At 61.9% G+C, this 26,679-nt stretch carries 23 protein-coding genes; 7 read left to right on the top strand and 16 right to left on the bottom strand.

Going from position 1 to position 26,679, the window contains the following annotated elements; translation table 11 throughout:
* Positions 1–327 (top strand): hypothetical protein, encoded by a 327-nt coding sequence (locus ACYAR8_RS20380; RefSeq protein WP_074886410.1) that lies wholly within the window; start codon positions 1–3, stop codon positions 325–327.
* Positions 328–519: 192 nt separating this feature from the next.
* Here ACYAR8_RS20380 and ACYAR8_RS20375 read toward each other — a convergent pair whose 3' ends face one another.
* From ACYAR8_RS20375 to ACYAR8_RS20345, 7 genes are all read right to left on the bottom strand, one after another.
* Complete coding sequence (locus ACYAR8_RS20375) at positions 520–762, bottom strand: hypothetical protein (RefSeq protein ID WP_108120859.1); 243 nt, start codon at positions 760–762, stop codon at positions 520–522.
* A 109-nt stretch (positions 763–871) separates the two neighbouring features.
* A complete protein-coding gene (locus ACYAR8_RS20370) occupies positions 872–1,864 on the bottom strand; it encodes a fimbrial protein (RefSeq protein WP_463580881.1) in 993 nt (330 codons plus the stop codon).
* 1 nt (position 1,865) lies between these two features.
* Positions 1,866–2,645: a fimbrial biogenesis chaperone gene (locus tag ACYAR8_RS20365; RefSeq protein ID WP_463580880.1), complete on the bottom strand. Its 780-nt coding sequence runs from the start codon at positions 2,643–2,645 to the stop codon at positions 1,866–1,868.
* Positions 2,636–5,221 carry a fimbria/pilus outer membrane usher protein gene (locus tag ACYAR8_RS20360; protein WP_463580879.1) on the bottom strand — a complete coding sequence of 862 codons (2,586 nt, stop codon included), beginning with the start codon at positions 5,219–5,221 and terminating at the stop codon, positions 2,636–2,638. The genes ACYAR8_RS20365 and ACYAR8_RS20360 overlap by 10 nt, the downstream gene beginning before the upstream one ends.
* Positions 5,222–5,349: 128 nt before the next feature.
* Positions 5,350–6,093: a fimbrial biogenesis chaperone gene (locus ACYAR8_RS20355; RefSeq protein WP_108120855.1), complete on the bottom strand. Its 744-nt coding sequence runs from the start codon at positions 6,091–6,093 to the stop codon at positions 5,350–5,352.
* Between the two features lie 73 nt (positions 6,094–6,166).
* Positions 6,167–6,751, bottom strand: coding sequence for a fimbrial protein (locus tag ACYAR8_RS20350; protein ID WP_074886429.1), 585 nt, complete (start codon positions 6,749–6,751; stop codon positions 6,167–6,169).
* A gap of 341 nt (positions 6,752–7,092) precedes the next feature.
* Complete coding sequence (locus ACYAR8_RS20345; RefSeq protein WP_108120854.1) at positions 7,093–7,422, bottom strand: hypothetical protein; 330 nt, start codon at positions 7,420–7,422, stop codon at positions 7,093–7,095.
* Positions 7,423–7,722: 300 nt separating this feature from the next.
* On the opposite strand from ACYAR8_RS20345, the gene ACYAR8_RS20340 reads away from it, so the two are divergent.
* From ACYAR8_RS20340 to ACYAR8_RS20325, 4 genes are read left to right on the top strand one after another with little or no spacing between them, the layout of a single operon-like run.
* The gene (locus ACYAR8_RS20340; protein ID WP_463580878.1) at positions 7,723–8,883 is read left to right on the top strand and encodes an efflux RND transporter periplasmic adaptor subunit; all 1,161 of its coding nucleotides are present in this window, start codon (positions 7,723–7,725) and stop codon (positions 8,881–8,883) included.
* Positions 8,880–12,038 carry a multidrug efflux RND transporter permease subunit gene (locus ACYAR8_RS20335; protein WP_108120853.1) on the top strand — a complete coding sequence of 1,053 codons (3,159 nt, stop codon included), beginning with the start codon at positions 8,880–8,882 and terminating at the stop codon, positions 12,036–12,038. The genes ACYAR8_RS20340 and ACYAR8_RS20335 overlap by 4 nt, the downstream gene beginning before the upstream one ends.
* Positions 12,039–12,092: 54 nt before the next feature.
* On the top strand, positions 12,093–12,770 hold the full coding sequence (locus ACYAR8_RS20330) for a heavy metal response regulator transcription factor (protein WP_074886439.1): 678 nt from the start codon (positions 12,093–12,095) through the stop codon (positions 12,768–12,770).
* Positions 12,760–14,124, top strand: a complete 1,365-nt coding sequence (locus tag ACYAR8_RS20325; protein WP_463580877.1) for a heavy metal sensor histidine kinase — start codon at positions 12,760–12,762, stop codon at positions 14,122–14,124. The genes ACYAR8_RS20330 and ACYAR8_RS20325 overlap by 11 nt, the downstream gene beginning before the upstream one ends.
* Positions 14,125–14,273: 149 nt before the next feature.
* Here the strand turns inward: ACYAR8_RS20325 and ACYAR8_RS20320 are convergent, their stop codons facing one another.
* Complete coding sequence (locus ACYAR8_RS20320; RefSeq protein ID WP_074886446.1) at positions 14,274–14,615, bottom strand: zinc ribbon domain-containing protein YjdM; 342 nt, start codon at positions 14,613–14,615, stop codon at positions 14,274–14,276.
* Positions 14,616–14,767: 152 nt separating this feature from the next.
* Here ACYAR8_RS20320 and ACYAR8_RS20315 point away from each other — a divergent pair, with 152 nt between their 5' ends.
* Positions 14,768–15,190 carry a DUF1810 domain-containing protein gene (locus ACYAR8_RS20315; RefSeq protein WP_463580876.1) on the top strand — a complete coding sequence of 141 codons (423 nt, stop codon included), beginning with the start codon at positions 14,768–14,770 and terminating at the stop codon, positions 15,188–15,190.
* A gap of 17 nt (positions 15,191–15,207) precedes the next feature.
* Here ACYAR8_RS20315 and ACYAR8_RS20310 read toward each other — a convergent pair whose 3' ends face one another.
* The 5 genes from ACYAR8_RS20310 to pmbA all read right to left on the bottom strand — a co-directional run bounded on the left by ACYAR8_RS20310 (position 15,208) and on the right by pmbA (position 19,280).
* Positions 15,208–16,095: a ZIP family metal transporter gene (locus ACYAR8_RS20310; protein ID WP_463580875.1), complete on the bottom strand. Its 888-nt coding sequence runs from the start codon at positions 16,093–16,095 to the stop codon at positions 15,208–15,210.
* A 29-nt stretch (positions 16,096–16,124) separates the two neighbouring features.
* On the bottom strand, positions 16,125–16,736 hold the full coding sequence (locus ACYAR8_RS20305) for a superoxide dismutase (protein WP_463580874.1): 612 nt from the start codon (positions 16,734–16,736) through the stop codon (positions 16,125–16,127).
* Position 16,737: 1 nt separating this feature from the next.
* On the bottom strand, positions 16,738–17,199 hold the full coding sequence (locus ACYAR8_RS20300) for a hypothetical protein (RefSeq protein ID WP_463580873.1): 462 nt from the start codon (positions 17,197–17,199) through the stop codon (positions 16,738–16,740).
* An 11-nt stretch (positions 17,200–17,210) separates the two neighbouring features.
* The gene (locus ACYAR8_RS20295) at positions 17,211–17,642 is read right to left on the bottom strand and encodes a FagA protein (protein WP_463580872.1); all 432 of its coding nucleotides are present in this window, start codon (positions 17,640–17,642) and stop codon (positions 17,211–17,213) included.
* A gap of 291 nt (positions 17,643–17,933) precedes the next feature.
* Positions 17,934–19,280 (bottom strand): metalloprotease PmbA, encoded by a 1,347-nt coding sequence (gene pmbA / locus ACYAR8_RS20290; RefSeq protein ID WP_074886461.1) that lies wholly within the window; start codon positions 19,278–19,280, stop codon positions 17,934–17,936.
* A 93-nt stretch (positions 19,281–19,373) separates the two neighbouring features.
* Between pmbA and yjgA the strand changes: the two genes are divergently transcribed.
* On the top strand, positions 19,374–19,895 hold the full coding sequence (yjgA, locus tag ACYAR8_RS20285; protein ID WP_065990105.1) for a ribosome biogenesis factor YjgA: 522 nt from the start codon (positions 19,374–19,376) through the stop codon (positions 19,893–19,895).
* 47 nt (positions 19,896–19,942) lie between these two features.
* On the opposite strand, the gene tldD is transcribed toward yjgA, so the two are convergent.
* From tldD to ACYAR8_RS20270, 3 genes are all read right to left on the bottom strand, one after another.
* A complete protein-coding gene (gene tldD, locus ACYAR8_RS20280; protein WP_074886463.1) occupies positions 19,943–21,385 on the bottom strand; it encodes a metalloprotease TldD in 1,443 nt (480 codons plus the stop codon).
* Positions 21,386–21,387: 2 nt separating this feature from the next.
* A complete protein-coding gene (locus ACYAR8_RS20275) occupies positions 21,388–22,239 on the bottom strand; it encodes a carbon-nitrogen hydrolase family protein (protein ID WP_463580871.1) in 852 nt (283 codons plus the stop codon).
* Positions 22,240–22,693: 454 nt separating this feature from the next.
* On the bottom strand, positions 22,694–26,509 hold the full coding sequence (locus ACYAR8_RS20270) for a YhdP family protein (protein ID WP_463580870.1): 3,816 nt from the start codon (positions 26,507–26,509) through the stop codon (positions 22,694–22,696).
* Positions 26,510–26,679: the final 170 nt, after the last annotated feature.

Below are 26,679 nucleotides of genomic sequence, written 5' to 3'. Positions count from 1 at the left end.
ATGAAGATGCACACCGCGTTGTTACTCGTTCTAACCGCCTGCGCTGCTGGCCAGGCCAATGCCTCCAGCCCGGACGCCTGGACCGCCTTCAACAAAACCCTGGTCGACAGTTGTATCAGCGCCAGCTCTTTAAAGAACGCAAAACCCGCCGGCGCCGATGCGGCTTTCGATGACAGCGTTGGCTTCAACGCACTGTTGATCAAAGGCCAGTACAAGCAGGCGTTCATGAAGAACAAGACCGGCACAGAGCTGTGCCTCTATGACCGCAAGAACAAGAAAGCGCTGATTACCGAGTGGGATAACGTCACCACGTTGCCGAAAAAGTAAGGCGACTTGCGCTCGGAGCGTTCGCGACTTGAGCTAATAAGGCGGGATGAATCCCACAGCAACCGTCGCCTCCGAGCCCCCCCTTCCGATTGGAGCGTGCCTGATCGCATCTATGTGCGCGACCGTGAGTTGATGACATCGGCCAAGGTCACGCCTACGGAGTTCGTGCAGCGCGCGCCAGCGAAAATGTAATCAGCGCTTGCCCATCGAACGACGCGTGCCTGATGGCGCAACGCCCGGACGCTTGTCGTGGTTGGATTTGCCAGAGCCTTTGTAGTGCTGCTGATCCTTCTTCGCCTGCAACAGCTCGCCCGGTTTGAACGGGAAGCTGAATGCCGGGATCGAAGGTTTTGTATCTGTCGCCGCAGCGTTGGCGTCGACCGAAGCGTGCGATTCACGATCATCAGGAGCAGGCGTGTGTTCGGGGGTGGTCATGGAAGCTCCGGGATAGCAGACGGTCGAGAATACGGGCGGCGCCCGAGGGCCGCGCAGCATACCTGAATCGCCAACGGATCGCTTCTGCCAACAGACCGACTGCGCGCACCTATTTGTAGAACAGATCCACCATCACTTCCGCTGAAAACGGGCCCGCGGTCGGCGTGCTGGTTTGCCACAGCAGTTCGGCGTTGAAGTCCGCCGTCTCCGAGTAATTGCCCTCCAGCAGGTCGGTCAGGTGGAAGGGTTCGAGGAACGGCACAGGCGAGCCGTCGCGGGCATGGGTGATGCGAACGCCGATGCTGTCGTTGTTGACCGGCACCAGTACGTCGCCCTTGAGTATCCCGGACACCGGCGTGATGCGCGCATTGAGGCTGAAAGGTGATTCGCAGGTGCGGCTGGTCGCCAGAGCGAAGCGTTGAAAGGTGGCGACTTCTCCCACCCGTACGTTTCGGATGGCGACGTCACCAAAATCCACGGTCTCGGGCATGACTCGCAATTCAGCGTCGCAGGCCACGAATCGCAATCCCCCAAGGTTGTTGATGACGTAGCTCAGCGTGCGGTCAGGCCCCGGACTCTGCCCGCTGCTGCCATCGAGCTGGAACATCCGATAGTCGTGCAGGCCACTCGCGACCCCGGAGGGCGGGGTCGGTCCGTACTTCTGGATGAACACTGAAAACGGCAGGTTGAACGTGACGCTCGGACACGCCGAGCTTGCGTCGATGCAGGCCGGTGCTTGCTGCTGCGTGGGAATGCGTCCGCTGGTTTGCACGAAATCGATGCCACTCAACGTGAGCCCGGCGCGAATCCCCTGTCCGATCTGCAGGTTGTCAGGGTTCAGATCAATGAACACATCCTCGGGGCCGCCCGGTTCGTCCCTCGCACATTCGACGGCAAGGTTCAGTCGCTCCGAGCGCCAGACTGCGCTGCCATCGGGCAGATTCGCCGGGATGGAGACGGTGCTGCCGAGGTCCGCGCGAACCACTGAATCGCCGGCGCCCTGGGTCTTGCAGGTCAGCGCCAGTGCGCAGCCGGGCATCAACAGCATCAGCAGCGGCGTCATCAGCAACGTCAGCCACCCTCGGAGGATGGTTTTTTTCATGTCAGCATTTCCCTATGGGTGAGTGTGAATCGGGCGTGCGCAGCGGCACCGTGAATGGCTGCCCTCCCTGAAGCGGCGCGCAGTAATCGCGTTGACCGCCGTAATCGGTCATGGCCTTGAAGCTCAAGGTGTCGGGCACTGGGGGCTTTGTGCCGAGTACAGGCACGGCCAGTGATGCGTCCGAAAAAGGCGACAGCAACCGGTGATCTGCGATCTCGATTCCATTGACGCGCAGGTCCACCAGCGAAACGTGATACGGGGTCGGGTTGCGCACCGAAAGCGTGGCGTCCGCCGATGGGATGCGTTGCCAGAGCAACCTTTGCGCCGCGTCTGCCGGGTCGCCGACCAACCCCGCCGGGCGGTAAAACACGTTAATGCGCTGGCGAATCGCGACGCTCAACTGCTGAGCCGCCGGGCTGCGCCGAGGGATTTCCAGCACAAACAGGTGCAGCATCGATTCCCGGTCCTGGGGCATGCCGATGCCTTCATACAGCAGGCGCAGCGTCTGCTTGCCCTTGGCCGGGATGCGCACCAAGTGCGGGGTCAACGCGAACGGCAGATCAGCGACGCGCCCATCGGCGGGTTGATCGTCGCCACGGGGCGCATCGAGCCAAGCCTGAATCAGGGTCTCGGCGTCCCTGCGGTTGCTGACCTCAATGGTCGCCTCGTTGTCGCTACCGTCAACGATCAACCGCGTGCCTGACAGCGACACCGCGCCTTGGGCCATTCCGCCGATCACGGCCAGAAATACCCCTGAAAGACAGGGGCGCTTCACAGGCATTGCACCTTCAGGCGATCGTAACTGCGGTGGACTTCTTTGAGCGGCAGCGCGAACGCGGCGCGGCACTGCTGATCGGTCCATTTGACGACGAGCTCGCCGCTGTCCCGCTCGCTCAGCACCAGCGCCCGCCCGCTGGGGTCGACGGTTGCCAGCGGCTTGCCCTGTTCGTCTTCCACCGCCGCGCCCATGGGCAAGCCGCTGCCATCGGCTCGCACCAGTTCGAATTGCACACGCCGACCGATTGCCGTGCGAAAGCTGATCAGGGGGGCAGCGCCGCGTCGAGGCACGACTTGATCCACGGCATTTTCCAGCTCGATATCGGCACCCAACCCACGGGTATCGAGGTTGACCCAGTTGGTTCGATACGGCTGGGCATAAGGCAGGATCGCGTAGCCGTTGTCGGCGGTTTCGACGTTGCTGAAATTGCTCAATCGCGCACCGCTGACGCCCTTCACCTGCACCAGAGCGAAGGTATCGCCCAGGGGCTGACCAAAGTTCACCCCGTCGGCATGAGCAACCACCGAGCCTGCAGCGCCCATGCTCAGTGCCTGATAATCCCTGCCCTGCCCGTAGCCCGCGTCGAAACGCCCGTAGGCCGTAGTGGTGCTGAGCTTGCCGAACCCTGAAGACCCCGACTCACTGTCGTGTCCCGCCTGTACCGAGTAGAAGCTGTCGCGGTCGTCGAAGATCTGGCCATTGAGCCCCGACTGCATGCTGGAGGCGCCGAAGCTGTCACGAACGGCATTGCCGAATACCCGCGACGAACCGGAATCGCTCCCCAGCGGCAGGCTCACTGTCAGCGCGATGCGGTTGTCCGATTGACGTTCTCCGCTGCGCTCGAAAGTCTGGTTGCGCTCGACCGATACGCTATAGCTGAGGCTGCGCCAGGCCGAGTTCCACGACAGAAAAAGCTGGCGCGTCTTGCTGCCCCTGTCCCAGTAACGCTGCTCGGACCCGGTAAAGCTCAGCGACGCGGCCTGCTCCGGCAGCGATTGGGTCAGGCTGATCTCGAGGCGATCCTTGGCGCGCGCGCTGGCTGAGCCGTCACGAGCTTGCAACGCATCGATATGGTCATCGAAGGTCAGGTATTGATCCGTTGAATAGCGATAGCCGGCCACGGCGAGGGTGGTGTTGGTCAGGTCCAGCGTATTGGCGTAGCGCACCCGCAGGCTCTGTCCGCTGTAGCGTTGCTCGCGCTGGTGGCTGAGCGACTGAGTCACGTCCAGAGACACCGCGCCGAGCCCGGTGTTGACCCCCGCGCCGATGTTGCCGGCCTGGTAATCCTCGGCGATTTGCACGCCGCCCGCTGCCGTCAGCTGCTCGGTCAGGCCGTAGACCAGCGTGCCAGCGGTAAAGCCGGGAGAAAGACCGTCTTCGGTGTTGCTGTCGTATTGGCCTGCTGCGAGGCTGTACCGCAATGCGCCTTTCGGCACCATGATCGGCAGCGACGCATAGGCCTGGACGAACACGCGCTTGCTGCCGTCGGCTTCGACGACCGTGACTTCCAGATCGCCGTTCGACCCGCTGGGATAGATGTCGGTGATTTCGAACGGGCCCGGCGAGACGTTGCCGCTGTACAGCATGAAACCGTTCTGCCGCACTTCCACTAACGCGTTGGTGTCGGCGATGCCACGAATGACCGGCGCGAAAACCCGCTCGCTGTCGGGCAGCATGCCTTCGTCGGACATCACCATGGCGCCGAGGAATCGAACGCTGTCGAAGACTTGCGAATCGGTGAAGGTTTCACCCAGGGTCAGTTGGCCTTTCAACGCAGTGAGGTCGCGCTGCATGAACGTCCGGTTGCTGCGAAAGCGGTAAGGCTGGTCATTGCCATAAGTCAGCGAGGATTCGTTGCGCAAGCGCCAGGCACCAAGGTTCACGCCGTTGCGCATGCTCAGGTAATACTGATCCTGTGCCTGGGATCGACCTTGGCCGCTGCGAGTACGGCGCGCGCCGCTGAAGTTGTAATTCACGAAACCCACCGTCTCGCCTTCGTCCCATAACTCCGGTGGGACATAGCCGCGAGCGCTGCGCGACATCATGGCCTGAGGGATGCTGATGTTCAGGCGCAAGCTCGCCGGCTGGTAGTCGACGCGGGCAAATTCAACCCGCGCCGGAAGATCGAAACATTCCGTCGGCGAAGCGTCACCGGCTTGCACAGCGTCCGGATTCATGCCGAATTGGCGAAGCATGTCCAGCGTGAGGCAGGCTTCGACAGTGCCTTTTGCAGGGTTGGCGATGAAGCTGATGTCACGCCGCCCGCTCAGGACACGGTTGACGTACACATCCACCCGATAGCTTCCAGGGACCACGCTGTTGCCGTGCAAAAACGTCGCGAGATCGGCGGGCTGATCCGTGCCCTGGATGAACGAGGTATTGAATTTCACATCGGCTGCATCATTGCTCTGGTTGGTCATTGCCCCCGCAGACGACGCCAGCGCCAATCCTGCCGAGGCAACAATGACCCTCGCCAACGGGCTGATGCGCAGCGGCTGATGCACCAGATGTCTGCGTTCGAAGGGCGAAGAGCATGCTGCGATCCGTGCATATCCCTTGGTGTGATCTCGGGGTTCCATTGGCTGGTTTCACTCGTGTTCTCGATTCCGACGCGCTGGCAAATCATGTTTGGCAGGCGCAAGGCGCTGGAGCCGCATGACTGCGACCGAAGAAAGACCTGGGTAAAATCCGACCTGCGGCTGAGTGGCTAGTCGGTTCGGGTGATGACGCTGGTGGCCTTGATGGCTTGAGTCGTCTGACCGCCGGACACTTGCGCGCTGTACGGCTCCTGAGCGCCGAAATCGTTGATGCTGATGAACCTGAGGTCTACCGCGTGACCGCTGGCCAACTGCTTGAGTGGCAATTGCACGGTCTGCCCGGGCGCAAGCATCCGGTTGTCCGCAGCGAACAGTGTCTTGCCCTGCTGTCGGGCGTCGATCTGGATCATCGACACGTGATACGACGTCGGATTGCTGACTTCCAGCTGGCCGTGATGCACGCGCCATTGCAGGTTTTTGGCAGCCTCGAGCGGATCGTCACTCAAACCGGCGGGCCGGTAGAAAAGTTTGATGCGCTGACGAATCGCGATCTGCAGCTGGTTATCCTTCGCCGATTGCGGGATCTCCTGAACGTTGAGCCAGAACACCGACTCTCGGTCCTCGGGCAAACCTTCGCCGGCGTAGATCACCCGAATCATTTGCCGGGCGCCGCCTGCCATTCGCGCCAACGGCGGGGTCACGACGAAGGGTAGATTCTCGGCATTGCTCTGCGCTTCGAGCCATGACTGGGCGAGAATGTCAGCTGTGCCACTGTTGTTCACAACCAGACTGACCTCCTTGTCCGTGGCCTGGTAGATGACACGCGTGGTGTTGAGCACGATACCCGCCTGCGCCGGGGCAGCCAGAAGCAGACCCAGCCAGAGGGCCGAGCAGCGAATGAAGTAAGGAAACATGGTGAGACCGTCTTGGGCTGTGAGGTGGACACGCCAGGAAGGCGAGCGAGCCATTGCCCGCTCGCCCGTTACATCACAGGTAATCCATTACGAACGGCAGGAAGCCGTCGGCATTACCCGGGTTGGTTGGCGCGCCGTTGAGGACGTAAACGGCGCCGAAGTTGATCTCGGCGGTCGCACCGTCGGCGCCGTCCTTGACCAGCGGCGTGTCGATGGTTTCGTTACCGCTCAGGTCCATCAACTGATTGGACGCATTGAGCAGGCCGATGCCCACGCCGTCCGCCGCGCCGGTAGCCCGCAGCAGTTTCTGGTCGAGGTTATCCAGACCGCTGCCCTGACGGGCGACGAAGCGCATGTTCACGGTGTTGTATTGAGCGGCGCCGCCGGTGCAATTGACCAACAGCTGGATGGGCGAAGCAGTTTCGAGTTTGTTGTCGGCGAAGAGACCGATGTCGGAAAACGAGACGTTGCCCAGATCTACGTTGATTTCGCCCGGGTTGTTGCCAGGAGTAGCGCCAGTTCCAGCGCCGATGTCACACGTGATGTTGGTCAGGGTGCCAGTGAAAACAAGTTTGCCGTTGTTGGCAGCATTCGCGGTCCCGGAAATGCCAAGCCCCATTGCGGCCACGATAGCCAGGGTAAGAGAAAGCTTTTTCATATAACGACGTTCCTTGTGTCGATTCGTGTGTGCCCAAAAGGACGAGAGGAACTATAAGCAGCGTCTGCAATGTCGGCTGTCAGGCGTTCTACTTCCTGTGGACTGAAAAGACAGTGGCGCGCGTCGGATTTTTCGGTAGGAGTTGACGCTTTTATTTCGCAGAGCCCTTAGGCTGGGGCTTGCAGCTTTAACCCCTTGCAAAAGCCGGGACGAACGTTTGCACGACACGCCGGCGCGCGTGGACGGGGATGGGCACCTGCAAAGTGGTCACACACGCACAAAAAACCCGGCTCGATTGAGCCGGGTTCGTCAGCAGATGTTTCTGGTGAGGGAGAAAGCGCTTATTGGTAAGTCAGCGTGACAATGCCTGCGTGAGTATCCGCCCCACCTGTAGAAAGCTCGGCGTAACTGGCCTGCACGGGCAAGGCCATCTGGCCGCAAGCGTCGTCAGCGCGACTCAAACCCACACTGACATGAGCGCTCGCTTGCAGGGTTTTAACCGGGAGGGCTGTCGACGGAGCACTAAAGGCTTGCGCGTCGCATGTCCCATTGACGACGCTGCCATGGAAAATAAGCGCGCCCTGGGCAGCCCAGGCGGCAGGCGCCGTCATTGCACACGCACCAACGACCGCGATCGAGAAAAACAGCGAAACAGCCTTTTGGCTTTTCATCGCACTACTCCGGAGTAGGAACCGGCTGACCGAAATCAGTCACAGTCCCTTGTGAACAAGCATTCAGAACTCACGAAGTTTATGTAGGAATTTTCCCCGTCACAGTAGAACTCGTTCATCGAAACTCGTGGCTTCTATTTGGGTATCGCCCTGCGGCGTTCTTTCTTTACCCACGTTCATCGTCTGCCGTTATTCACCTGACAATATTGACAGGCAGCAGTCATTTTGCTGACCGGGTCAAAGGGTTATAAAGAGCGCTCTCGATTACGCCCCTCATTCACTGGCTGGCCCTGTCCCTGTATGCAGAAGAAGAACAAAGTGGTGATGCTCGCGACCCTGTTTGTCGTGGTCGTAGTGATAGGCGTCTGGGCAGTGACCCGCCCCGCGGCAAAGAAGGTCAGCACCCCGGTTGCCGTGCCGGTGCGCGTGATCAACGTGACGCAGGAAGACGTGCCGCGTTACGTCACCGGGATCGGCTCGGTGCTGTCGCTGCAAAGCGTGGTGATTCGCCCTCAGGTGGATGGCATCCTGACCAAGGTGTTGGTCAAGGAAGGCCAGCAGGTCAAGACGGGTGATCTGCTGGCAACCATCGATGATCGCTCGATCCGCGCCGCCCTCGAACAGGCCAAGGCGCTGTTGACCCAGAGCCAGGCACAGCTGAACGTGGCCAATGTCGACCTCAAGCGCTACAAGCTGCTGACCGTAGACAACGGCATTTCCAGGCAGCAATACGATCAGCAGCAAGCGCTGGTCGATCAACTCAAGGCCACGGCGCTGGGCAATCAGGCGTCGATCAACGCCTCGCAGGTACAGCTTTCCTACACCCAAATACGCTCGCCCGTGACAGGTCGGGTCGGCATCCGCAACGTAGATGAAGGCAACTTTCTGCGGGTCAGCGATGCGACCGGACTGTTCTCGGTGACGCAGATCGACCCGGTAGCGGTCGAGTTTTCCCTGCCGCAGCAGATGCTGCCCACGCTCCATGATCTCATTGCTTCCAGCACGCCCGCGCCAGTCAACGCCTACCTCGGCGAAGGGGCGACCGGCACGTTGCTGGGTCAAGGCAAGTTGCTGTTGATCGACAATCAGGTGGCGGCCAGTACCGGCACCATCCGCGCAAAGGCGATATTCGACAACGCGGAAGAGAAGCTGTGGCCCGGTCAACTGGTGACCGTGCGCATTCAGACCGCCATCGATCGCAACGCCTTGAAGGTCCCGCCGCAGGTGGTGCAGCGGGGCATCGACCAGCATTACGTGTATCGGGTCAAGGGCGACACGGCCGAGGTGGTGCCGGTCAAGGTGCTGTATCAGGACAGCGACCTGATGCTGATCAGCGGGGTGGAGGTCAATGACGTTTTGGTCAGCGACGGTCAATCGCGCCTGAAAAACGGTGCGCGCATCGAGGTGGTCAAGGGTGATCCTGTGGACACCCTGGCCGACTCCACCGGGGCGGCGAAATGAACAGCCGCGGCTCTATCTCCGCCTGGTGCGTCAATCACCCGATCGCCACGGTTCTGCTGACGTTCGCGCTGGTGCTGCTGGGGTGCATCGCCTTCCCTCGCCTCCCGGTGGCGCCGCTGCCGGAAGCCGAATTTCCGACAATTCAGGTTGCGGCCCAGTTGCCCGGTGCCAGCCCGGAAACCATGGCGTCCTCGGTGGCGACTCCGCTTGAAGTGCAGTTCAGCGCTATTCCCGGCATGACCCAGATGACGTCGAGCAGCGCGCTGGGCTCCACCAACCTGACGCTGCAATTCACCCTCAATAAAAGCATCGACACCGCCGCTCAGGAAGTGCAGGCGGCCATCAACACGGCGGCCGGGCGCTTGCCCGCGGACCTGCCGACGCTGCCGACCTGGCGCAAGGTCAACCCGGCGGACAGCCCGGTGCTGATCCTCAGCGTCAGCTCGAACCTGATGCCTGGCACCGAACTCAGCGACGTCACCGAATCCCTGCTGGCGCGTCAGTTGAGTCAGATCGATGGCGTCGGACAGGTCAACATCACCGGGCAGCAACGTCCGGCGATCCGTGTCCAGGCAGCGCCCGAGAAACTCGCGTCCATCGGGCTGACCCTCGCCGATTTGCGGGAATCCCTGCAGCAGACCAGCCTGAACCTGGCCAAGGGCGCGCTGTACGGTAAAGACAGCATTTCCACCCTCGCCTCCAATGACCAACTGTTTCAGGCGAAGGACTACGAACAACTGATCGTTTCCTACAAAGACGGCGCCCCGGTTCATCTGCGTGACGTGGCGAAAGTCATCAACGGTTCGGAGAACGCCTACGTGCGGGCCTGGTCCGGGGATCAGCAGGGGGTGAACATCGTGGTGTTCCGCCAGCCCGGCGCGAACATCGTCGAGACGGTCGATCGCGTGCTCGGCCAGTTGCCCAAGTTGCAGGAAATGCTCCCGGCGTCGGTGGACGTCTCGGTGCTCAGCGACCGCACCAAAACCATTCGTGCGTCGCTGCATGAAGTTGAAATGACACTGCTGATCGCCATCGCGCTGGTGATTGCGGTCATGGCGCTGTTCCTGCGCCAGCTCTCTGCGACGCTGATCGTGACCGCCGTGCTGGGCGTGTCCCTCGTTGCCAGTTTCGCGCTGATGTACGTGCTCGGTTTCAGCCTGAACAACCTGACCCTGGTGGCCATCGTGGTGGCGGTGGGGTTTGTCGTCGACGATGCGATTGTCGTGGTGGAGAACATCCACCGACACCTGGAAGCCGGCGAAAGCATGCGCGATGCGGCGATCAAGGGTTCCAGCGAAATCGGCTTTACCGTGGTGTCGATCAGCTTTTCGTTGATCGCCGCGTTCATTCCGCTGCTGTTCATGGGCGGCGTGGTGGGCAGGTTGTTCAAGGAGTTCGCACTGACCGCGACGTCGACCATTCTGATTTCGGTGGTGGTCTCGCTGACGCTGGCGCCGACCCTTGCGGCGCTGTTCATGCGCGCGCCGAAACACGATCCCCACGCCAAGCCCGGCTTCGGTGAACGACTGCTCGCGCGGTATGCCCGCGGCGTGCGGTTCGCCCTCGCCCACCAGCGATTGATGCTGGGAATTTTCGGCCTGACTCTGGTGTTTGCGGTGGCCGGCTATGTGCTGATCCCCAAAGGTTTCTTCCCGGTTCAGGACACCGGCATGGTGCTGGGCACGAGTGAGGCGGCGGCGGATATTTCCTTCCCGGACATGATCGAGAAACACAAACAGCTGGCGAAAATCATCGCGGCCGATCCGGCGGTCAAGGCGTTTTCCCATTCGGTGGGCGTCAGTGGCAGCAACCAGACGATCGCCAACGGCCGGGTGTGGATCGCCCTCAAGGACCGAGAAGACCGGGATGTCACGGCCAGTCAGTTCATCGACCGGATCCGGCCGAAACTGGCGCAGATCCCCGGCATCGTCTTGTACCTGCGGGCCGGGCAGGACATCAACCTGAGCTCCGGTCCGAGCCGCGCGCAGTACCAATACGTGCTCAAGAGCAATGACGGCGCGCTGCTGAATGTCTGGACGCAGAAGCTGACCGACAAACTGAAGACCCTGCCGGCCTTTCGCGATCTTTCCAATGACTTGCAACTGGGCGGCAGCGTGACCCATCTGGACATCGACCGCAGCGCCGCTGCGCGCTTCGGCCTGACCACCGCGGACGTCGATCAGGCGCTGTATGACGCCTTTGGTCAGCGGCAGATCAACGAATACCAGACCGACATCAACCAGTACAAAGTCATTCTGGAACTGGAGCCGCAACAGCGCGGCAAGGCCGAAAGCCTGAATTACTTCTACCTTCGCTCTCCGCTGACCAATGAGATGGTGCCGTTGTCGGCACTGGCCAAAGTCGGCGCGCCGAAGATGGGACCGTTGTCGATCAGCCATGACGGGATGTTCCCGGCTGCGAACCTGTCGTTCAACCTGTCAGCCGGCGTGGCACTGGGGGATGCGGTGGTGCTGCTCGATCAGGCGAAGAACGAGATCGGCATGCCGGCCTCGATCATCGGAAACTTCCAGGGCGCGGCCCAGGCGTTCCAGAGTTCGCTGGCCAACCAGCCGTGGTTGATTCTCGCGGCGCTGGTGGCGGTGTACATCATTCTGGGCGTGCTCTATGAGAGCTTCGTCCATCCGCTGACGATCATTTCGACCCTGCCCTCCGCCGGTATCGGTGCGCTGTTGCTGCTGTGGCTGATGGGGCAGGACTTTTCGATCATGGGTCTGATCGGGATCGTGTTGCTGATCGGCATCGTCAAGAAGAACGGCATTCTGCTGGTGGACTTCGCCCTGGACGCTCAGCGCAATCGCGGGATGTCCCCGCGCGACGCCATTTATGAAGCCTGTCTGACGCGCTTTCGGCCCATCATCATGACCACCCTGGCCGCATTGCTCGGCGCGCTGCCCTTGATGCTCGGTTATGGTGTCGGCGCCGAGCTGCGTCAGCCGTTGGGCATTGCCGTTGTCGGAGGATTGCTGGTGAGCCAGGCGCTGACGCTGTTCACCACACCCGTGATCTACCTGCAACTGGAGCGTCTGTTCCACCGCCCGCGTCAGACGCCTGGCTCGACAGCGGCTGACTCGATAGCGTCTGGCCCGGCAGCATCCGGTAAGCCGGCGGTTGCGGAACTGGCCACTGAAAAGTAAGCCGTTGAAACCACGTACCCAATAAGCAAGCAGTGAAAAAGTGAGCGTGGACCGATGCGTGTCCTGATTATCGAAGACGAAGAGAAAACCGCCGATTACCTGCACCGGGGCCTGACCGAGCAGGGTTACACCACCGACGTCGCGCGCGAAGGCATCGAAGGCCTGCACATGGCGCTGGAGAGCGAATACGCGGTGATCATCCTCGACGTCATGCTGCCCGGCCTTGATGGCTATGGCGTACTGCGGGCCCTGCGTGCGCGCAAACAAACGCCGGTGATCATGCTGACCGCCCGAGAGAACGTCGACGATCGCATTCGCGGCCTGCGCGAGGGCGCTGACGATTACTTGGGCAAGCCGTTCTCGTTTCTGGAACTGGTCGCGCGTCTGCAAGCCCTGACCCGGCGCAGTGGCGGCCACGAGCCGGTGCAGATCAGCGTCGCCGATCTATGGATCGACCTGATCAGCCGCAAGGCCATGCGGGGCGGCGTGCGTCTGGACCTCACGGCGAAGGAGTTTTCGCTGCTCAGCGTGCTGGCCCGGCGCCAGGGGGAAATCCTGTCGAAGACGTCCATTGCCGAGATGGTCTGGGACGTGAATTTTGACAGCGATGCCAACGTCGTCGAAGTCGCGATCAAACGTCTGCGCGCCAAGCTCGACGGGCCGTTCGAGCAAAAACTGCTGCACACCATTCGCGGCATGGGTTACGTGCTGGAGAGCCGTCGTGTCGACTAATTCCATCGCCCTGCGCCTGAGCGGCATGTTCGCCCTCGTGGCGCTGCTGGTGTTTATGTTGATCGGCTGGGCGCTCTACCTGCAAGTGGACAAGGGGCTGGGGCTGTTACCGGAAGCCGAAGTCGACGCCCGTTACAGCGTCCTCGAATCGGCCGTCCAGCGTTACGGAACGCCCGAGCACTGGGCCAAGATCAACGCCAAACTCAAGCTGCTCAGCGAGGAGGACAAACGCCTGCGCTTTTGGGTAGTCAGCGACAACCCGACCTATGAATTCGGTGACCCGGACGCCGAGATCCGCGCCTTCGCCAAGGGCCCGTTGGGCATGCGCGACTTGAACCTGAGCGGCCATGATTACCCGTTCAAGGTGCTGGTCAGTCAGTTTCCGGCGAAAGATCAGCGCCCGCCGCTGCGGTTTCTGACAGCGGTCGACACCGAAACCTTCTGGCAGACCCAGCATTCCCTGCTCGTCGCGCTGATCAGTCTGGCCGCCGTCGGCATCCTGCTCGCGTCTGCGCTGGGTTACTGGGTGGCGCGCATCGGCCTGAAGCCGCTGACGGAGCTGTCGCTGGAGGCGCGCAAGCTGACGCCGCCGCGATTGAGCGGGCGCCTGAAATTGTCGCACCTGCCGCCAGAGCTGGATCAGTTCGTGACGTCGTTCAACTCGACGCTGGACCGGGTCGAGCAGGCCTATTCGCGGTTGGAGTCGTTCAATGCAGACGTTGCCCATGAATTACGCTCGCCGCTGACCAACCTCATCGGTCAGACCCAGGTGGCGTTGACCCGTGGGCGATCGGCCGAGCATTACTTCGAGGTGCTGCAATCCAATCTCGAAGAGCTTGAACGGCTGCGCTCGATCATCAATGACATGTTGTTTCTCGCCAGCGCCGATCAGGGCAGCAAGGCCACGCAACTGACCCAGGCCTCGCTCGCTCAGGAAGTGGCGAAGACCCTGGATTACCTGGATTTCATTATGGAAGACGCCCAGGTGCAGGTTGAAGTGCGTGGGGATGCCAACGCGCCGATCGAAACCGCGCACTTGCGCCGGGCGCTGATCAATCTGCTGCACAACGCGGTGCAGCACACCTCGCCGGGGCAGTTGATTCAGGTGGATATTCGCGATGAGGGCGATCACGTCAGCATCGGCGTGACCAACCCCGGCGCGCCGATCGCCGGGGAGCATTTGCCCAAGTTATTCGAGCGCTTCTACCGCGTCGATGCCTCTCGCAGCAACAGCGGCGCCAATCACGGGCTTGGCCTGGCGATCGTCAAAGCCATCGCCCTGATGCACGGCGGCACCGTGTTCGTGCGCAGTGAGGATGGGGTGAATACGTTCGGGATCAATTTGCCAAGTTAAGTGGGACGCGTGTCACCCCACGATGTTAGTTCCACGCTCCGCGTGGTAACGCCGCCCGGGATGCTCCGCGTCCCCATCCGCACTCCAGTGACGCGGAGCGTCATGAGCGGCATTCCCACGCGGAGCGTGAGGAACGATCCTCGTGGCGATCAACCCTTCTTCACAAACTCCGACTTCAGCTTCATCGCGCCGATGCCGTCGATTTTGCAGTCGATGTCGTGATCGCCGTCCACCAGGCGGATGTTTTTGACTTTGGTGCCGACCTTGACCACCAGCGACGAGCCTTTGACCTTGAGATCCTTGATGACCGTGACGGTGTCGCCGTCCTGCAGCGTGTTGCCCACAGCGTCCTTGATCACCTTGGTGTCATCGCCCGCTTCGGCGCTGGCCCCGTCCGCCGACCATTCGTGGGCGCATTCCGGGCACACGAACTGGCTGCCATCTTCGTAGGTGTACTCGGAACTGCATTTTGGGCACGGCGGTAAGCTCACGGCGGATCTCGCATCAGAGGAATAGGCGCAGGATTATAAGGGTTTTTACGCGGTTGAGGAGCAGGCGCCTGAAAGTGCTGGAAACATCACTCGCTGCTGTAGTCTCAATCGCAAGTGCGGCGAGGTGCCGCGATCAGGGCGAGGCGTCAGCAATGAACGATCCATTTGATCTGCAGCGATTTGTCGAGGCGCAAACGCCGACGCACGAACGCGCACTGGCGGAGCTGAAATCCGGGCGCAAACAGTCGCACTGGATGTGGTTCGTGTTCCCGCAACTCGCGGGTTTGGGCCACAGCGACATGGCCCGGCGGTACGGCATCAGTGGGCGCGACGAGGCGATTGCCTATTTGCAGCATCCCCTGTTAGGTGAACGATTGGCGCGCTGTTGCGAGGCGCTGCTTGAATGGAAAGACCGCAGCGCCATGCAGATCATGGGCTCGCCGGATGACATGAAGCTGCGATCAAGCATGACGCTGTTTGCAGCGGTCGCGCCTGATAAGCCGATTTTCCAGCAGGTGCTTGACGCGTTTTTCGACGGCAAGCCGGATGCCGTCACGCTGTCGAAGCTGGCCTGAGGCAGCCGCCCGCCTCCTCAGGCCAACGCCGTGTCCATCACCATCATCAGGCAGAACCCGACCAGTAATCCGAAGCTGGCGATTTTGTCGTGACCGTTTCGGTGGGATTCGGGGATGACTTCGTGGGTCACCACCAGCAGCATTGCCCCGGCCGCCAGCGCCAGTCCTACCGGCAACAGCAACGCAGCCACTTCTACCAGCCAGGCGCAGAGCACTGCGAACACCGGCTCGACCAATCCGGACGCCGCGCCGATCAGAAACGCCTTGAACCGCGACATGCCGGCCGCCGCCAAGACCAGCGCGATGACCAGCCCTTCCGGCACGTCCTGAATGGCGATACCCATCGCCAGGCTGTCGGCGTGGGCCAGACCGCCACCCGCCGACACGCCCACCGCCATGCCTTCCGGGATGTTGTGGGCAATGATGGCGATGACAAATAGCCAGATGTTCGAAGGAATGGCCGGCTTCCCCGCCACCTCCGACAACGGCGACCCTCTGGAAACCAGCGTGTCGACCAGAAACAAACCGGCGGCGCCGAGCAGTATCCCGAAGCTGATCAACGCACCGGCGCCCCACGGGGTGAAGCCCAGATCGTGGGCCGCGCCAAGGCCCGGCACGATCAACGAAAACGCTGTCGCCGCCAGCATGATGCCGGCGCCGAAACCCAGCAGGCCGTCGGACACCGCCACCGGCATTCCGCGAATCACCAGCACCGGCACAGCCCCCAAAGCGGTACCCAATGCGCAGAGGGCACCGCCTTCAAGCGCGCGCAACATTCGGGGCTCAAGCGCCACCCATGTAAGTCCCTGGGCCACCAGCAGACCGGCCCCGACGAGGACCAGCATCGAGCCCAATGCCAGCCGCAATAAACGCACGCTGCCGAGAGCCAGTATGTCCGAGCGCATAAATCGCCTTATCCGAGTTCTGGGAGGTTTCAGCCGATCGCCGCTGCGTAGCGCCTGGCAACTTCATCCCAGTTGACGACGTTGTAGAACGCGGCGATGTAGTCCGGACGACGGTTCTGGTAGCGCAGGTAATAGGCATGCTCCCAGACGTCCAGCCCGAGGATCGGCGTGTTGCCGTTCATGAGCGGGCTGTCCTGATTGCCGCTGCTTTCCACGACGAGTTTTTTGTCCGGAGTAACGCTCAGCCAGGCCCAGCCGCTGCCAAAACGGGTCAGCGCTGCTTTGGTGAAAGCGTCCTTGAACGCTTCGAATCCGCCTACCTGTTCGTCGATCGCCGTCGCCAGCGCACCGCCTGGAAGACCGCCGCCCTTGGGGCTCATGATGTCCCAGAACAGCGAATGGTTGGCATGACCGCCGCCCTGATTGATCACCGCCGGGCGCAGCTTTTCCGGAAGCTCGGCTACGCTGGCAACCAGCTTCTGGATCGGCCACTCCGCGTATTCAGTGCCCTCGACGGCTGCATTGAGGTTATTGATGTAGGTCTGGTGGTGCTTGCTGTAGTGAATTTCCATGGTCTGCGCGTCGATGTGTGGCTCGAGCGCATCGTAGGCGTAGGGCAAGGCAGGCAAGGTAAAAGGCATGTCAGTGGACTCCATACGAAAGGGTGCCGGCGCGGGCCGCATGGTGCTGTAGCGCCGAGCGAGAATGTTCGCCGTTGCTGTTGAGCAGGCGACGGGTGCGTGGGTACTCGCCGTATTGGCCGACGAAACCCAATAGTTCGCTGTAGGTTTTATTGCTGTGACGCAGCGCGGCCTGTCGCAGGGCGGGCGTCATTTGCGGATCCTGAATCACATTCAACAGTCGCTGATGGACGGCGCACAGGTATTCGGCGCTCTCCTCCGGCTGACCCAGGCTGAGGTGTAGATCCGCCAGGTTGTGGTGCGAAATCACGAACGCCGCCACGGCCTCATCGGCGACGCTCCAGCGGTCGAACAGCACTTGCGCCAGCGCGAGGGCTTGCAGGTACAGCTCGCGCCCATCGATCAGGTCGCCTCGGTTGAAGCAACTGTTACCGCTCAGGATGGTACGTTTCCATTGCTCCATAGCGCAGGTCCTCACGAGTGGCGCCGGCGATCAGAAGCCGTCGGCAGGGCGTTTTGCGGATTTGATGGCGCGGGTTCCGTCAGCGGAATCGACGGCAGCAGTGCGCAGGTCGCCAGGCGCTGGGCGAAGGATTGAACGCGTTGCTGTTGCGCAGCGGATTCAGCGAGCGCCTTCATGTCTCGCAGCGGTCGCCATGCCTGGTCCAGGCACAGACAACGCCAATGCCAGGGCAGCGCGGTGTCGCTGGCGGTGTCGATCAGCAGGCGAAAGGTGCTTTCACAGATGAGGGATTTGGGCGTGGCGGTGAAGCGCGCCAGATAGCGACCTTCCGCAAGGTAGTGCTCGATGAGCCGCGGCTCGTCCGGATCCAGCGCGCAGCGAATCCGCAGACTCAATGCGCGCCAGTTTTCCAGGTAAGGCGACTCGTGCAGAACAGTACCCATGACCGAGGCCCATTTAACGAATGAGATTCATTATTAAATGAGTTTAAGAATCAAAACAACCCCGGTGATGAATTGAGATCATGCTCTGATCTCAAGAGCACCCTCCTGTAGGAGCGCGCTTGCCCGCGAATCTCGGCTTGTCAGTCACAGAAATGGAACTGATCCACCGCCATTCGTGGGCAAGCGGCCCTACAGGGTTTGGATGTGCGATAAAGCGAAAAGCACCCACAAAAAAGGCCCGCACCGGAATCGGGGCAGGCCTTGGGGGTGAAGCGTTAACTCGGAGCGGGATCAGCTACCCGCTACCATCATTTTCTCGATCAGCACAGAACCCGTGCGGATGTTGCTGCGCATCTCCAGATCACTGCCCACGGCGACGATCTGCTTGAACATGTCACGCATGTTGCCGGCGATGGTCACTTCCTGAACCGCAAACTGGATCTCGCCGTTCTCGACCCAAAAACCCGCCGCACCGCGGGAATAATCCCCGGTGACCATATTCAGCCCGCTGCCCATCAACTCGGTGACCAGCAGCCCGCGTCCCATGCGGCGGATCAGCGCCGCCTGGTCTTCGGTGCCGTGGCTGACGAACAGGTTATGCACGCCCCCTGCGTTCGCGGTGCTCGGCAGGCCCAGTTTGCGGCCCGAATAGGTGCTGAGGATGTAGGACACCAGATCGCCGTTTTCGACGAAGGGCTTGGCATAGGTCGCCAGACCATCGCCGTCGAACGCGGAGCTGCCCATGGCGCCGACCAGATGCGGGCGCTCGTCGATGGTCATCCACTCGGGGAACAGGCGCTGACCGATCGCGCCTTCGAGAAACGATGACTTGCGGTACAGGTTGCCGCCGGAAATCGCGCCCAGCAAACTGCCGAACAGACCGCCCGCCAGCTCCGCCGAGAACAGCACCGGCACTTCGCAGGTCGGCACCGGCCGTGCGCCCAGTCGGCTCGCGGCGCGCTCGGCGGCTTTCTGGCCGATCAATCGGGCGTCCATCAACAGCTCGCCACGACGATTAACGTCATACCAGTAGTCGCGCTGCATCTGCCCTTCGCCTTCGGCGATCATCACGCAGCTCAGACTGTGGCGGGTCGACGCGTAACCGCCGATGAAACCGTGGCTGTTGCCATACACGCGGCAGCCCTGATGGACGTTGAGCGTGGTGCCGTCGGCGTTCTTGATCCGGCTGTCGGCGTCGAAGGCAGCGGCTTCGCAGATCAGCGCGCGTTCGATGGCCTGCTCGGGGGTGATGTCCCACGGGTGATATAGATCGAAATCCCGATGGTCTTTCGCCATCAATGCGGCGTCGGCGAGACCCGAGGCCTCGTCTTCCGACGTATGTTTGGCGATGGCCAGCGCCGCAGCCACGGTCTCGCGAATGGCATCAGGCCCGCTCGCCGACGTGCTGGCCGAACCCTTGCGCTGGCCCACATACAAGGTGATGCCGAAACCCTGGTCACGGTTGAATTCGACTGTCTCGACTTCCCGCTGGCGAACCGTGGTGGACAGGCCCTGCTCCAGCGACACGGCGACTTCGCACGCGGTCGCGCCCTGACGTTTGGCTTCAGCGACGATCTGCTCGACCTGCTGCTGCAATGCCGGCAAAGCCTGCGGGCCGACGCTTTCTGATGCACTCATGACGTTCTCCATCAAATTCTGATTTCAGCAGCCGGGCCGGACAATCGGGCCCTGACTGGTTATCATGGCGGCGTTTATTTGCGGACGGCCCCCATGGTTGATTCTTACGACGACTCCTTCGACGGAGAGAAAAGCAAAACCCAGGTCAAACGAGAGCTTCACGCTCTGGTGGAGCTGGGCGAACGCTTGACGACATTCAAGCCCGATGTGCTGGCCAAGCTGCCTCTGACCGACCCTCTGCGTCGGGCTCTGGCTGATGCTCCCAAGCACACCGCGCACATTGCGCGCAAACGCCACATCCAATTCATCGGCAAGCTGATGCGCGATCAGGATCTGGATGAGATCCTGGTGCTGCTCGATCAGCTTGACGCCTCTACGCGCCAGTACAACGAGCGCTTCCACAATCTGGAACGCTGGCGTGATCGCCTGGTGACCGGTACCGACGACGTGCTTGAGCAGTTCGTCAGCGAATACCCGGACGCCGACCGTCAGCAACTGCGCTCGCTGATCCGTCAGGCTCAGCACGAAGCTGCGCAGAACAAGGCCCCTACCGCGACCCGCAAAATCTTCAAATACATCCGCGAGCTAGACGAAAGCAAACGCGGACTGCGCTAGAACTGCTGCGCCGTTTGAATCACTCAACCGGCGCACCCCCTCGACCATCACGCCGCGCCTGTGCCGCCAACGGTGATCGCATCGATCTTCAGCGTAGGCTGACCCACGCCTACCGGAAGCGATTGACCGTCCTTGCCGCAGGTGCCGACGCCGCTGTCCAGGGACAGATCGTTGCCGACCATCGACACACGGCTCATGCATTCCGGACCGTTGCCAATCAGCGTCGCGCCTTTGACCGGCGCGGTGATTTTGCCGTCTTCGATCAGATAAGCCTCGCTGGTGGAGAACACAAACTTGCCGCTGGTGATGTCCACCTGTCCGCCGCCGAGGTTGGCGCAGTAAATGCCGCGCTTGACCGAGGCGATGATTTCCGCCGGATCGCTCTGGCCGCCGAGCATGTAGGTGTTGGTCATGCGCGGCATCGGCAGGTGCGCGTAGGACTCGCGACGACCGTTACCCGTGCGCGCGACGCCCATCAGCCGTGCGTTGAGCTTGTCCTGCATGTAGCCCTTGAGCACGCCGTTTTCGATCAGCGTGGTGCACTCGGTCGGGGTGCCTTCGTCATCGACGGTCAGGGAACCGCGGCGATCGGCCAGCGTGCCGTCATCGACGATGGTGCAGAGCTTGGACGCGACCATCTCGCCCATACGACCGCTGTACGCCGAGCTGCCCTTGCGGTTGAAGTCGCCTTCAAGACCGTGGCCGACGGCCTCGTGCAGTAACACGCCGGACCAGCCGGAGCCCAGTACCACCGGCAAGGTGCCCGCCGGCGCCGGAATCGCTTCGAGATTGACCAGCGCCTGACGCAGGGCTTCACGGGCATAGCCCATGGCGCGGTCGTCGTTGAGGAAATAACGGTAATCGGTGCGTCCGCCGCCGCCGTGTCCGCCGCGCTCACGACGGCCGTTCTGCTCGACGATCACGCTGACGTTGAAACGCACCAGGGGACGTACGTCGGCAGCAAGACCGCCGTCAGTCGAGGCCACAAGAATGCGCTCCCAGACACCGGCCATGCTCACGGTGACCTGCTGAATACGCGGGTCAAGCGCACGAGTGGCGGCGTCGACGCGCTTGAGCAGCTCGACTTTCTCGGCACGGGTCATGACTTCCAGGGGGTTGTCCGGCGCATAAAGCTGGGCGACGTCCTGGGTGGTGAACGCCTGAACCCGCCCTTCCTGGCCAGCGCGGGAAATCGAGCGAGCGGCCCGGGCCGCCTGGGTCAGGGCTTCATGGGTAATGGCGTTGCTGTAGGCGAAGCCGGTTTTCTCGCCTGACTGTGCGCGTACGCCGACGCCCTGGTCCAGGTTGAAGCTGCCTTCTTTGACGATGCCGTCTTCCAGTGCCCAGGACTCGGAAATCTGCCCCTGAAAATACAGGTCGGCGGCGTCGATGCCTGGGCCGGCCAGCTCGCCGAGCACCGATTGCAGGCTGTCGATGCTCAGGCCGCCTGGTGCCAGAAGGTGTTCGCTGACAGAGGACAAGTGGCTCATATTCACTCCGGGGTATTGGCAGGTCGCACGGCGGCCTGCGAAAAAAATCGCCGGTGATTCGCTACCGGCATGCGCGCCCGTATGGACGCTTGTTCTACGCTGTCTCGTTCGGCCAGCAGCACGGCTTCACCCTGCGCCTGCTCGGCCAGCACGCGGCCCCATGGATCTATGATCGCCGCGTGCCCAAATGTTTCTCTCGGCCCCGGATGAATTCCGCCCTGCGCCGCCGCCAGCAGGTAGCACTGGGTTTCGATGGCCCGGGCGCGCAGCAGAATCTCCCAGTGCGCCGCGCCGGTCACGGCGGTAAAGGCCGACGGCGCGGTGATCAATTCAGCCCCCGCTTCCCGCAGCGCAGTGTACAGCTCGGGAAAGCGCAGGTCGTAACACACCGACAGCCCCAGCCGTCCGACCGGCGTATCGGCCACGACCACGTTGTTGCCGTGGGCGTAATCGTCGGATTCCCGGTATCGCCCTCGTGCATCGGCGACATCGACGTCGAACAGGTGCAGCTTGTCGTAGCGCGCGACCTGCTGGCCCTGATCGTCAATCAGCAGCGAACACGCCGTGACTTTGCCATCAGGCTGGCCTTCAGGGGGCAGCGGCAATGTCCCGGCAACTATCCATAAGGTGAGGTCGCGAGCGGCAAGTTTCAACCACGGCAGGATCGGTCCTTCGCCAAGGGCTTCGGCGCGACCGATGGCAGCGACATCACGACGGCCCATCGCGGCGAAGTTTTCCGGGAGCACGGCCAGTTTCGCGCCCGACGCAGCCGCCTGTTCCAGCAACCTGCGCGCCTGGGCCAGATTGCCGAGCACGTCGCTCTGGCTGACCATCTGAATGACTGCGAAGGACATACGCGCTCCCTGATCGATAGAACTGCACTCTACTCCAAGCGCCGATGATGGGCTCGCCCGGCTGCTCGAATTCATCGTCACTGCACCACCCTTCCCGGCTGAAGCCGGTCCCACTAAGGCTGCGTGTTCATCCCGTGGGTCCGGCTTTAACCGGGAATCTTTCAAGTGTCACACCGCAGAGCAATTGAAGAGCCGCAGATCAGAATGCAGGAGCGCGCTTGCCCTCGAAATCGTAGGTGCGGACGACCCGAATGCGTCGGATGTACCGGCCTCTTCGCGGGCAAGCGCGCTCCTACACCGATCAGCGGCAGACAGTGAACGCTCGTGGCACCCACTGGCCTCTTCCCGGCTGAAGCCGATTCCATTGACACCGCGCTCACTAGTGGGACCGGCTTTAGCCGGGAAGGCGTCGGAAGCCACACCGCGAGGGTCGGGCGTCACGCCAAGGCAGTGATTACTGCCGTTTCTCGAACGGCTTGTCGAAGGTGATCTTGGGTTCTTTCCATGGCCCTTCGACCTTGTACTGGACGCTGGCGAAGCGCGATACGCGATCGCCCAGCAGTTTGTCGACGAGGAACAACGCGCCGCCAATCGCCGGTGCGCCGACGATCAACGCGGCGATTGGCAAATTATTGGTCACTGGTAAGGTCACCAGCAGCTTGGCGTCGACGCGGTCGCGGACCATGTCCAGCGTGCCGTCGAGTTCCAGGTTGGTGGACGGACCGGTCATGGTGATCGGGTCGCGAGTGACATACACGCCATCGCTCGCCACCAGCAGCCCTTTGACCTTGTCGTAGCTTAGCCCCTTACCCAACAGGTCGGAGAAGTCCAGACGCAGACGCCGGCCAATCGAATTGAAGTTGAGCAGGCCGAACACCCGCAATGCCTGCGCGCCACCCTCGACCTCAACGAACTGGCCGTTTTTCAGCGTCGCATCCAGGTTGCCGGAATAACGCTTCAACCCCACCCAGGCGGGCGAGCCCGGCCAGCGTCCGTCAGCGTTCAGCTCGAACTCCTGACTGGTGACCGTCGGCGCGAAACCCCAAGCCTTCAGCACATCCGCAAGATTCTTGCCGCTCACCTGGCCCTTGAACCAACTGCTGGTCGTCCCTGGTGTACCTTCCCACCCCCCATTACCCAGCAGCGCAATGCCTTTGAGGCCCAGATTCATGTCGGCCATCTGGATACCGTTAGGCGTCGGGCGGATCTTGAGCGACCACGCACCCATCAATTGATCGCCCTGAAACAGCTGCGTGATCTTGATGTTCAGCGCGGGGATCTTGCGCGGGTCGACGTCCGCCAATGGGTCCGGCGGGTTTTCCACAACTGCAGCGTTCGGGTCTGGTGCGGGCAAACGGACGTACAACAGATTGATGTCGATCGGCGCGGTTTTGCTGTCCGGCAACGTCGCAGTGCCTTTCACCTTCGAACTGTCCAGCGACAGCGCCCACGCGGTGTCACTGCGGTTGAGCTGAACCCCCGCCTGCTCCAGCGTCGTCCCCATCGCAGTCAGCTTGCCGATTTGCAAATCGACGCTGTTGAGTAACTGCTTGGCGCTGCCCCCCGGGTCATTCCCGGCGTAACGCTCAGCCATGGCTTGCCAGGGCGCGATGTCCAGCTCCGACAGCGAACCGCGAACACGCAACCCCTTGGCGTCCGGCACGATCGCCCCGCCTTCACCAAGGAATAGCTCGCCACGCCCATCGGCGAACTTGCCCGGCGGCGACGCGAACGCCAGATTGGCGATATTGCCGTAGCCGACGTCAATGCGCCGTTCCGGGCCTTGGAGGTTCATGCGGAAATCAGTGTCGCGCGCGTCATCAGCAGATTTTCCGAACGGAGCTGGCAAATCCACTGCCAGACCTTTCAGATTCGAGTTGATCTGCAACTGACTGGCGTTGCCGCTCAATGTCAGCTGCAGCTGATAGGGCAGATCACCCGAGATCGGCAGCGGCTGCGTCACGCCCAGCCAATCGGTCAGGCGCTTGCTGGCGATCTGGCTGCTGGCAGTAACACGCGTCACCGGCGCCCCCGGTTTGCCTTCGGCGAAGATCTCGGCGTTCACCGGCTTGTCGAAGGCGACGGCCTTGATGTTCTTGCCGCTCAGGCCCTTGGTGTAATCGAAGCGGAAGTCGCCGCGCAATTGCGTCAACTCCAGCACCGGATCGGCGAGCTTGAGACGCGAATTGTCGGTACTGAAATCCATTACGACCTTGGGCTCCTGCCCCTTGACCAGCGGGATATCCAGATTGAGGTGCCCCTGCAGCGGTCCTTCCGCCTGCCAGCCGGCGAAGGTCTGGGCGGTGCCGATCGGCGCTTCCTGAAGAATCTTCATGCCGTCCTGAAGGCTGCCCTTCAAGTCACTGTCCACCAACAGATGGCTGGACTGGCCCGCCGGGACATGGGGAATGTCCACCGCGACATTGCTGACCTGGGTGTTCAGCAGCTGACCCTTGTTGGCCCGAATGCGCACGCCGCTGTTCTCAACGAAGACGTCACCGTCGACATTGTTCAGCTGCGGCCATCCCGGCTGAAAGGCCAGGCTCGCGTTGCGCACCTTGAAGAACAGGCTGATGACACGCGCCACGTCAGGCGCGTCTTTGTTGATCGAACCCTGATACTGGAAGAAACCCTGATCGACGTTGCCACCCAGAATCGCGGTGCGCAGCCATTGGTCGAGGGCTGGGCTGAGCACGGCGGGCAGGTACTTGGAGGTGTAGCGACCGTCGCCGTCGACCAGCCCGACGCGCAGGTCCATGTAGTCTTCCTGGCTGTGATCAAAGTGCAGGCGAATGAGGAAATCGCTGGCGATGTTGCCCTCCTCCCCCTCGACCTTGATGTAGGGCGCAATCAGCGTGAAGCCTTGATCATCCAGCGACCAGGTCAGCTTTGCATTGGCGTGCCGGTACTTCCATTCGTTACGGAAGATCGGGTCCAGGTGCAGCATGAAATCATCGGTGTCGAGGCGCAGTTCGCCCTGGCCCAGATCCCCGCTGATGGCACCGCTGACGTTCCCCGCCGCCGGCGCGCCGTGGTAAGCGTCGAAACCGACCTTGTCGAGATTGGCAGCGAAGCTCAGTCGCTTGGGCGCCTCGGCCTGCGGTCGGTAATCGACCAGCACATTGCGCAGGCCGCCAGTGACTTTCAGGCGGTCGACCGCCACCATGACCTTGTCGGGCAACGGCGCCAGTGAGTCCAGCAGCGGCGTAATCGGCGTCAGATCAAGACGGTCCGCCTGTACGTGCCACAGCTCTTCGGCGTCGGCCGTCGCAGCGGTCTGCTGCAGATCAACGCGACTTTCCCAGCGCTTGCTGTTCAGGTCCATCGCCAACGAATCGAGCGTGGCGCTGAAGCCTTTTTCGTCGCGCACAAACCACGCATTGAGGGCCAGATTGTCAATGCGCGCGGGCTTGCGGTCGGCGTACGCGCCTTTGAACTGCGGCGCGTTCAAGCGGGCAACGGCGCTTTGCACATTGCCCTTGCCCCAGTTCAGCCACAGCTCGCCGCCGGCCTTGAGCTTCTGGATCTTCCAGTCGCGGGTCAGGCTCTTCGGCAACCATTGCGACCACTCGCTTTGCGGCAAGCTCAAATAGGCCTGGGCCTCGCCATCGCGCCATTCGTGGGCGCGCACGGTGGAGCGAACGTTCAGCGACAGCGGCTGGCCGTCAGGCAGGTTCAGGCGAGCGTCGAGGCGCTGATGCAGACTGCCGGTCTTCAGCGTCAGGCTCACGTAGGTCAGCGTCAGGGGGGAATGGTCATACGGCTGCAAGGTGATCTGGCTGTCGAACAGCGACAGGTGCGAGACCATCTGCATCTGATTGAGGATTTGCTCGGGGTCGAAGGGCTTGTCGGTTTGAACGGGGAGCCCTTGCAGTGCCCAGTGGCCGGTCTGGTCTTCCTTCAGGCCGATCTGCAGGCCGTCCAGCTCAAGCCGTTCGAGGCGCACTTCGCGGGTACGCAGGCTGGCGAGCAGGTCAGGCATGGCCCGCACGTGATCGAGCCGAACGGCATTGCCGCCTTCACCGATCATTACATCGCGCGCGACCAAAATGGGGGCGAAGCCGCTCCAGCTGCCTTCCAGCCGACCAATGCTCACCGGCATGCCCAGCGCGGTCTGCGCCTTGGCCTCAACGTCGGCGCGGTATTCGGCCACCATCGGCACCAATTGACGGCCGACGCTCACGTACAGCGCGACCAGCACCACGAAGAGGGCGCACAGCGTCAGGCCCCAGCGGATCAGCGCAGCGAGAAACCGAGTCAGACGCTCCATGTCGCTACGCCTCCGCAAAAACTGCCTGCATATGGCATCCGGCCCAATCGTGCAGGTGCGGGTACGTCCAGGTTGTGCTCAATCGCCACGCGTTGTTCTCTTTGGACGGCATCCGTTCCGTCTGCCTCAAGGGCACTGTTTTCTGTATTCAACTGCACCGCCACTCGGCA

It is taken from the genome of Pseudomonas sp. HP_01, assembly GCF_055284355.1.
The sequence above is the reverse complement of the archived record's forward strand: the minus strand, read 5'-3'. Positions and strand labels throughout refer to the sequence as shown.

Bases quoted from the DNA above. Each gene is read 5' to 3' on its own strand.
- ACYAR8_RS20300 (WP_463580873.1), bottom strand. From the start codon at position 17,199: ATGGAGCAATGGAAACGTACCATCCTGAGCGGTAACAGTTGCTTCAAC.
- ACYAR8_RS20340 (WP_463580878.1), top strand. From the start codon at position 7,723: ATGCAGAAGAAGAACAAAGTGGTGATGCTCGCGACCCTGTTTGTCGTG.
- ACYAR8_RS20330 (WP_074886439.1), top strand. From the start codon at position 12,093: ATGCGTGTCCTGATTATCGAAGACGAAGAGAAAACCGCCGATTACCTG.
- ACYAR8_RS20270 (WP_463580870.1), bottom strand. From the start codon at position 26,509: ATGGAGCGTCTGACTCGGTTTCTCGCTGCGCTGATCCGCTGGGGCCTG.
- ACYAR8_RS20360 (WP_463580879.1), bottom strand. From the start codon at position 5,221: ATGGAACCCCGAGATCACACCAAGGGATATGCACGGATCGCAGCATGC.
- ACYAR8_RS20365 (WP_463580880.1), bottom strand. From the start codon at position 2,645: ATGCCTGTGAAGCGCCCCTGTCTTTCAGGGGTATTTCTGGCCGTGATC.
- tldD (WP_074886463.1), bottom strand. From the start codon at position 21,385: ATGAGCCACTTGTCCTCTGTCAGCGAACACCTTCTGGCACCAGGCGGC.
- ACYAR8_RS20350 (WP_074886429.1), bottom strand. From the start codon at position 6,751: ATGAAAAAGCTTTCTCTTACCCTGGCTATCGTGGCCGCAATGGGGCTT.
- ACYAR8_RS20275 (WP_463580871.1), bottom strand. From the start codon at position 22,239: ATGTCCTTCGCAGTCATTCAGATGGTCAGCCAGAGCGACGTGCTCGGC.
- ACYAR8_RS20345 (WP_108120854.1), bottom strand. From the start codon at position 7,422: ATGAAAAGCCAAAAGGCTGTTTCGCTGTTTTTCTCGATCGCGGTCGTT.
- ACYAR8_RS20295 (WP_463580872.1), bottom strand. From the start codon at position 17,642: ATGGGTACTGTTCTGCACGAGTCGCCTTACCTGGAAAACTGGCGCGCA.
- ACYAR8_RS20335 (WP_108120853.1), top strand. From the start codon at position 8,880: ATGAACAGCCGCGGCTCTATCTCCGCCTGGTGCGTCAATCACCCGATC.
- ACYAR8_RS20380 (WP_074886410.1), top strand. From the start codon at position 1: ATGAAGATGCACACCGCGTTGTTACTCGTTCTAACCGCCTGCGCTGCT.
- pmbA (WP_074886461.1), bottom strand. From the start codon at position 19,280: ATGAGTGCATCAGAAAGCGTCGGCCCGCAGGCTTTGCCGGCATTGCAG.
- ACYAR8_RS20305 (WP_463580874.1), bottom strand. From the start codon at position 16,736: ATGCCTTTTACCTTGCCTGCCTTGCCCTACGCCTACGATGCGCTCGAG.
- ACYAR8_RS20315 (WP_463580876.1), top strand. From the start codon at position 14,768: ATGAACGATCCATTTGATCTGCAGCGATTTGTCGAGGCGCAAACGCCG.
- ACYAR8_RS20355 (WP_108120855.1), bottom strand. From the start codon at position 6,093: ATGTTTCCTTACTTCATTCGCTGCTCGGCCCTCTGGCTGGGTCTGCTT.
- ACYAR8_RS20375 (WP_108120859.1), bottom strand. From the start codon at position 762: ATGACCACCCCCGAACACACGCCTGCTCCTGATGATCGTGAATCGCAC.
- yjgA (WP_065990105.1), top strand. From the start codon at position 19,374: ATGGTTGATTCTTACGACGACTCCTTCGACGGAGAGAAAAGCAAAACC.
- ACYAR8_RS20310 (WP_463580875.1), bottom strand. From the start codon at position 16,095: ATGCGCTCGGACATACTGGCTCTCGGCAGCGTGCGTTTATTGCGGCTG.
- ACYAR8_RS20370 (WP_463580881.1), bottom strand. From the start codon at position 1,864: ATGAAAAAAACCATCCTCCGAGGGTGGCTGACGTTGCTGATGACGCCG.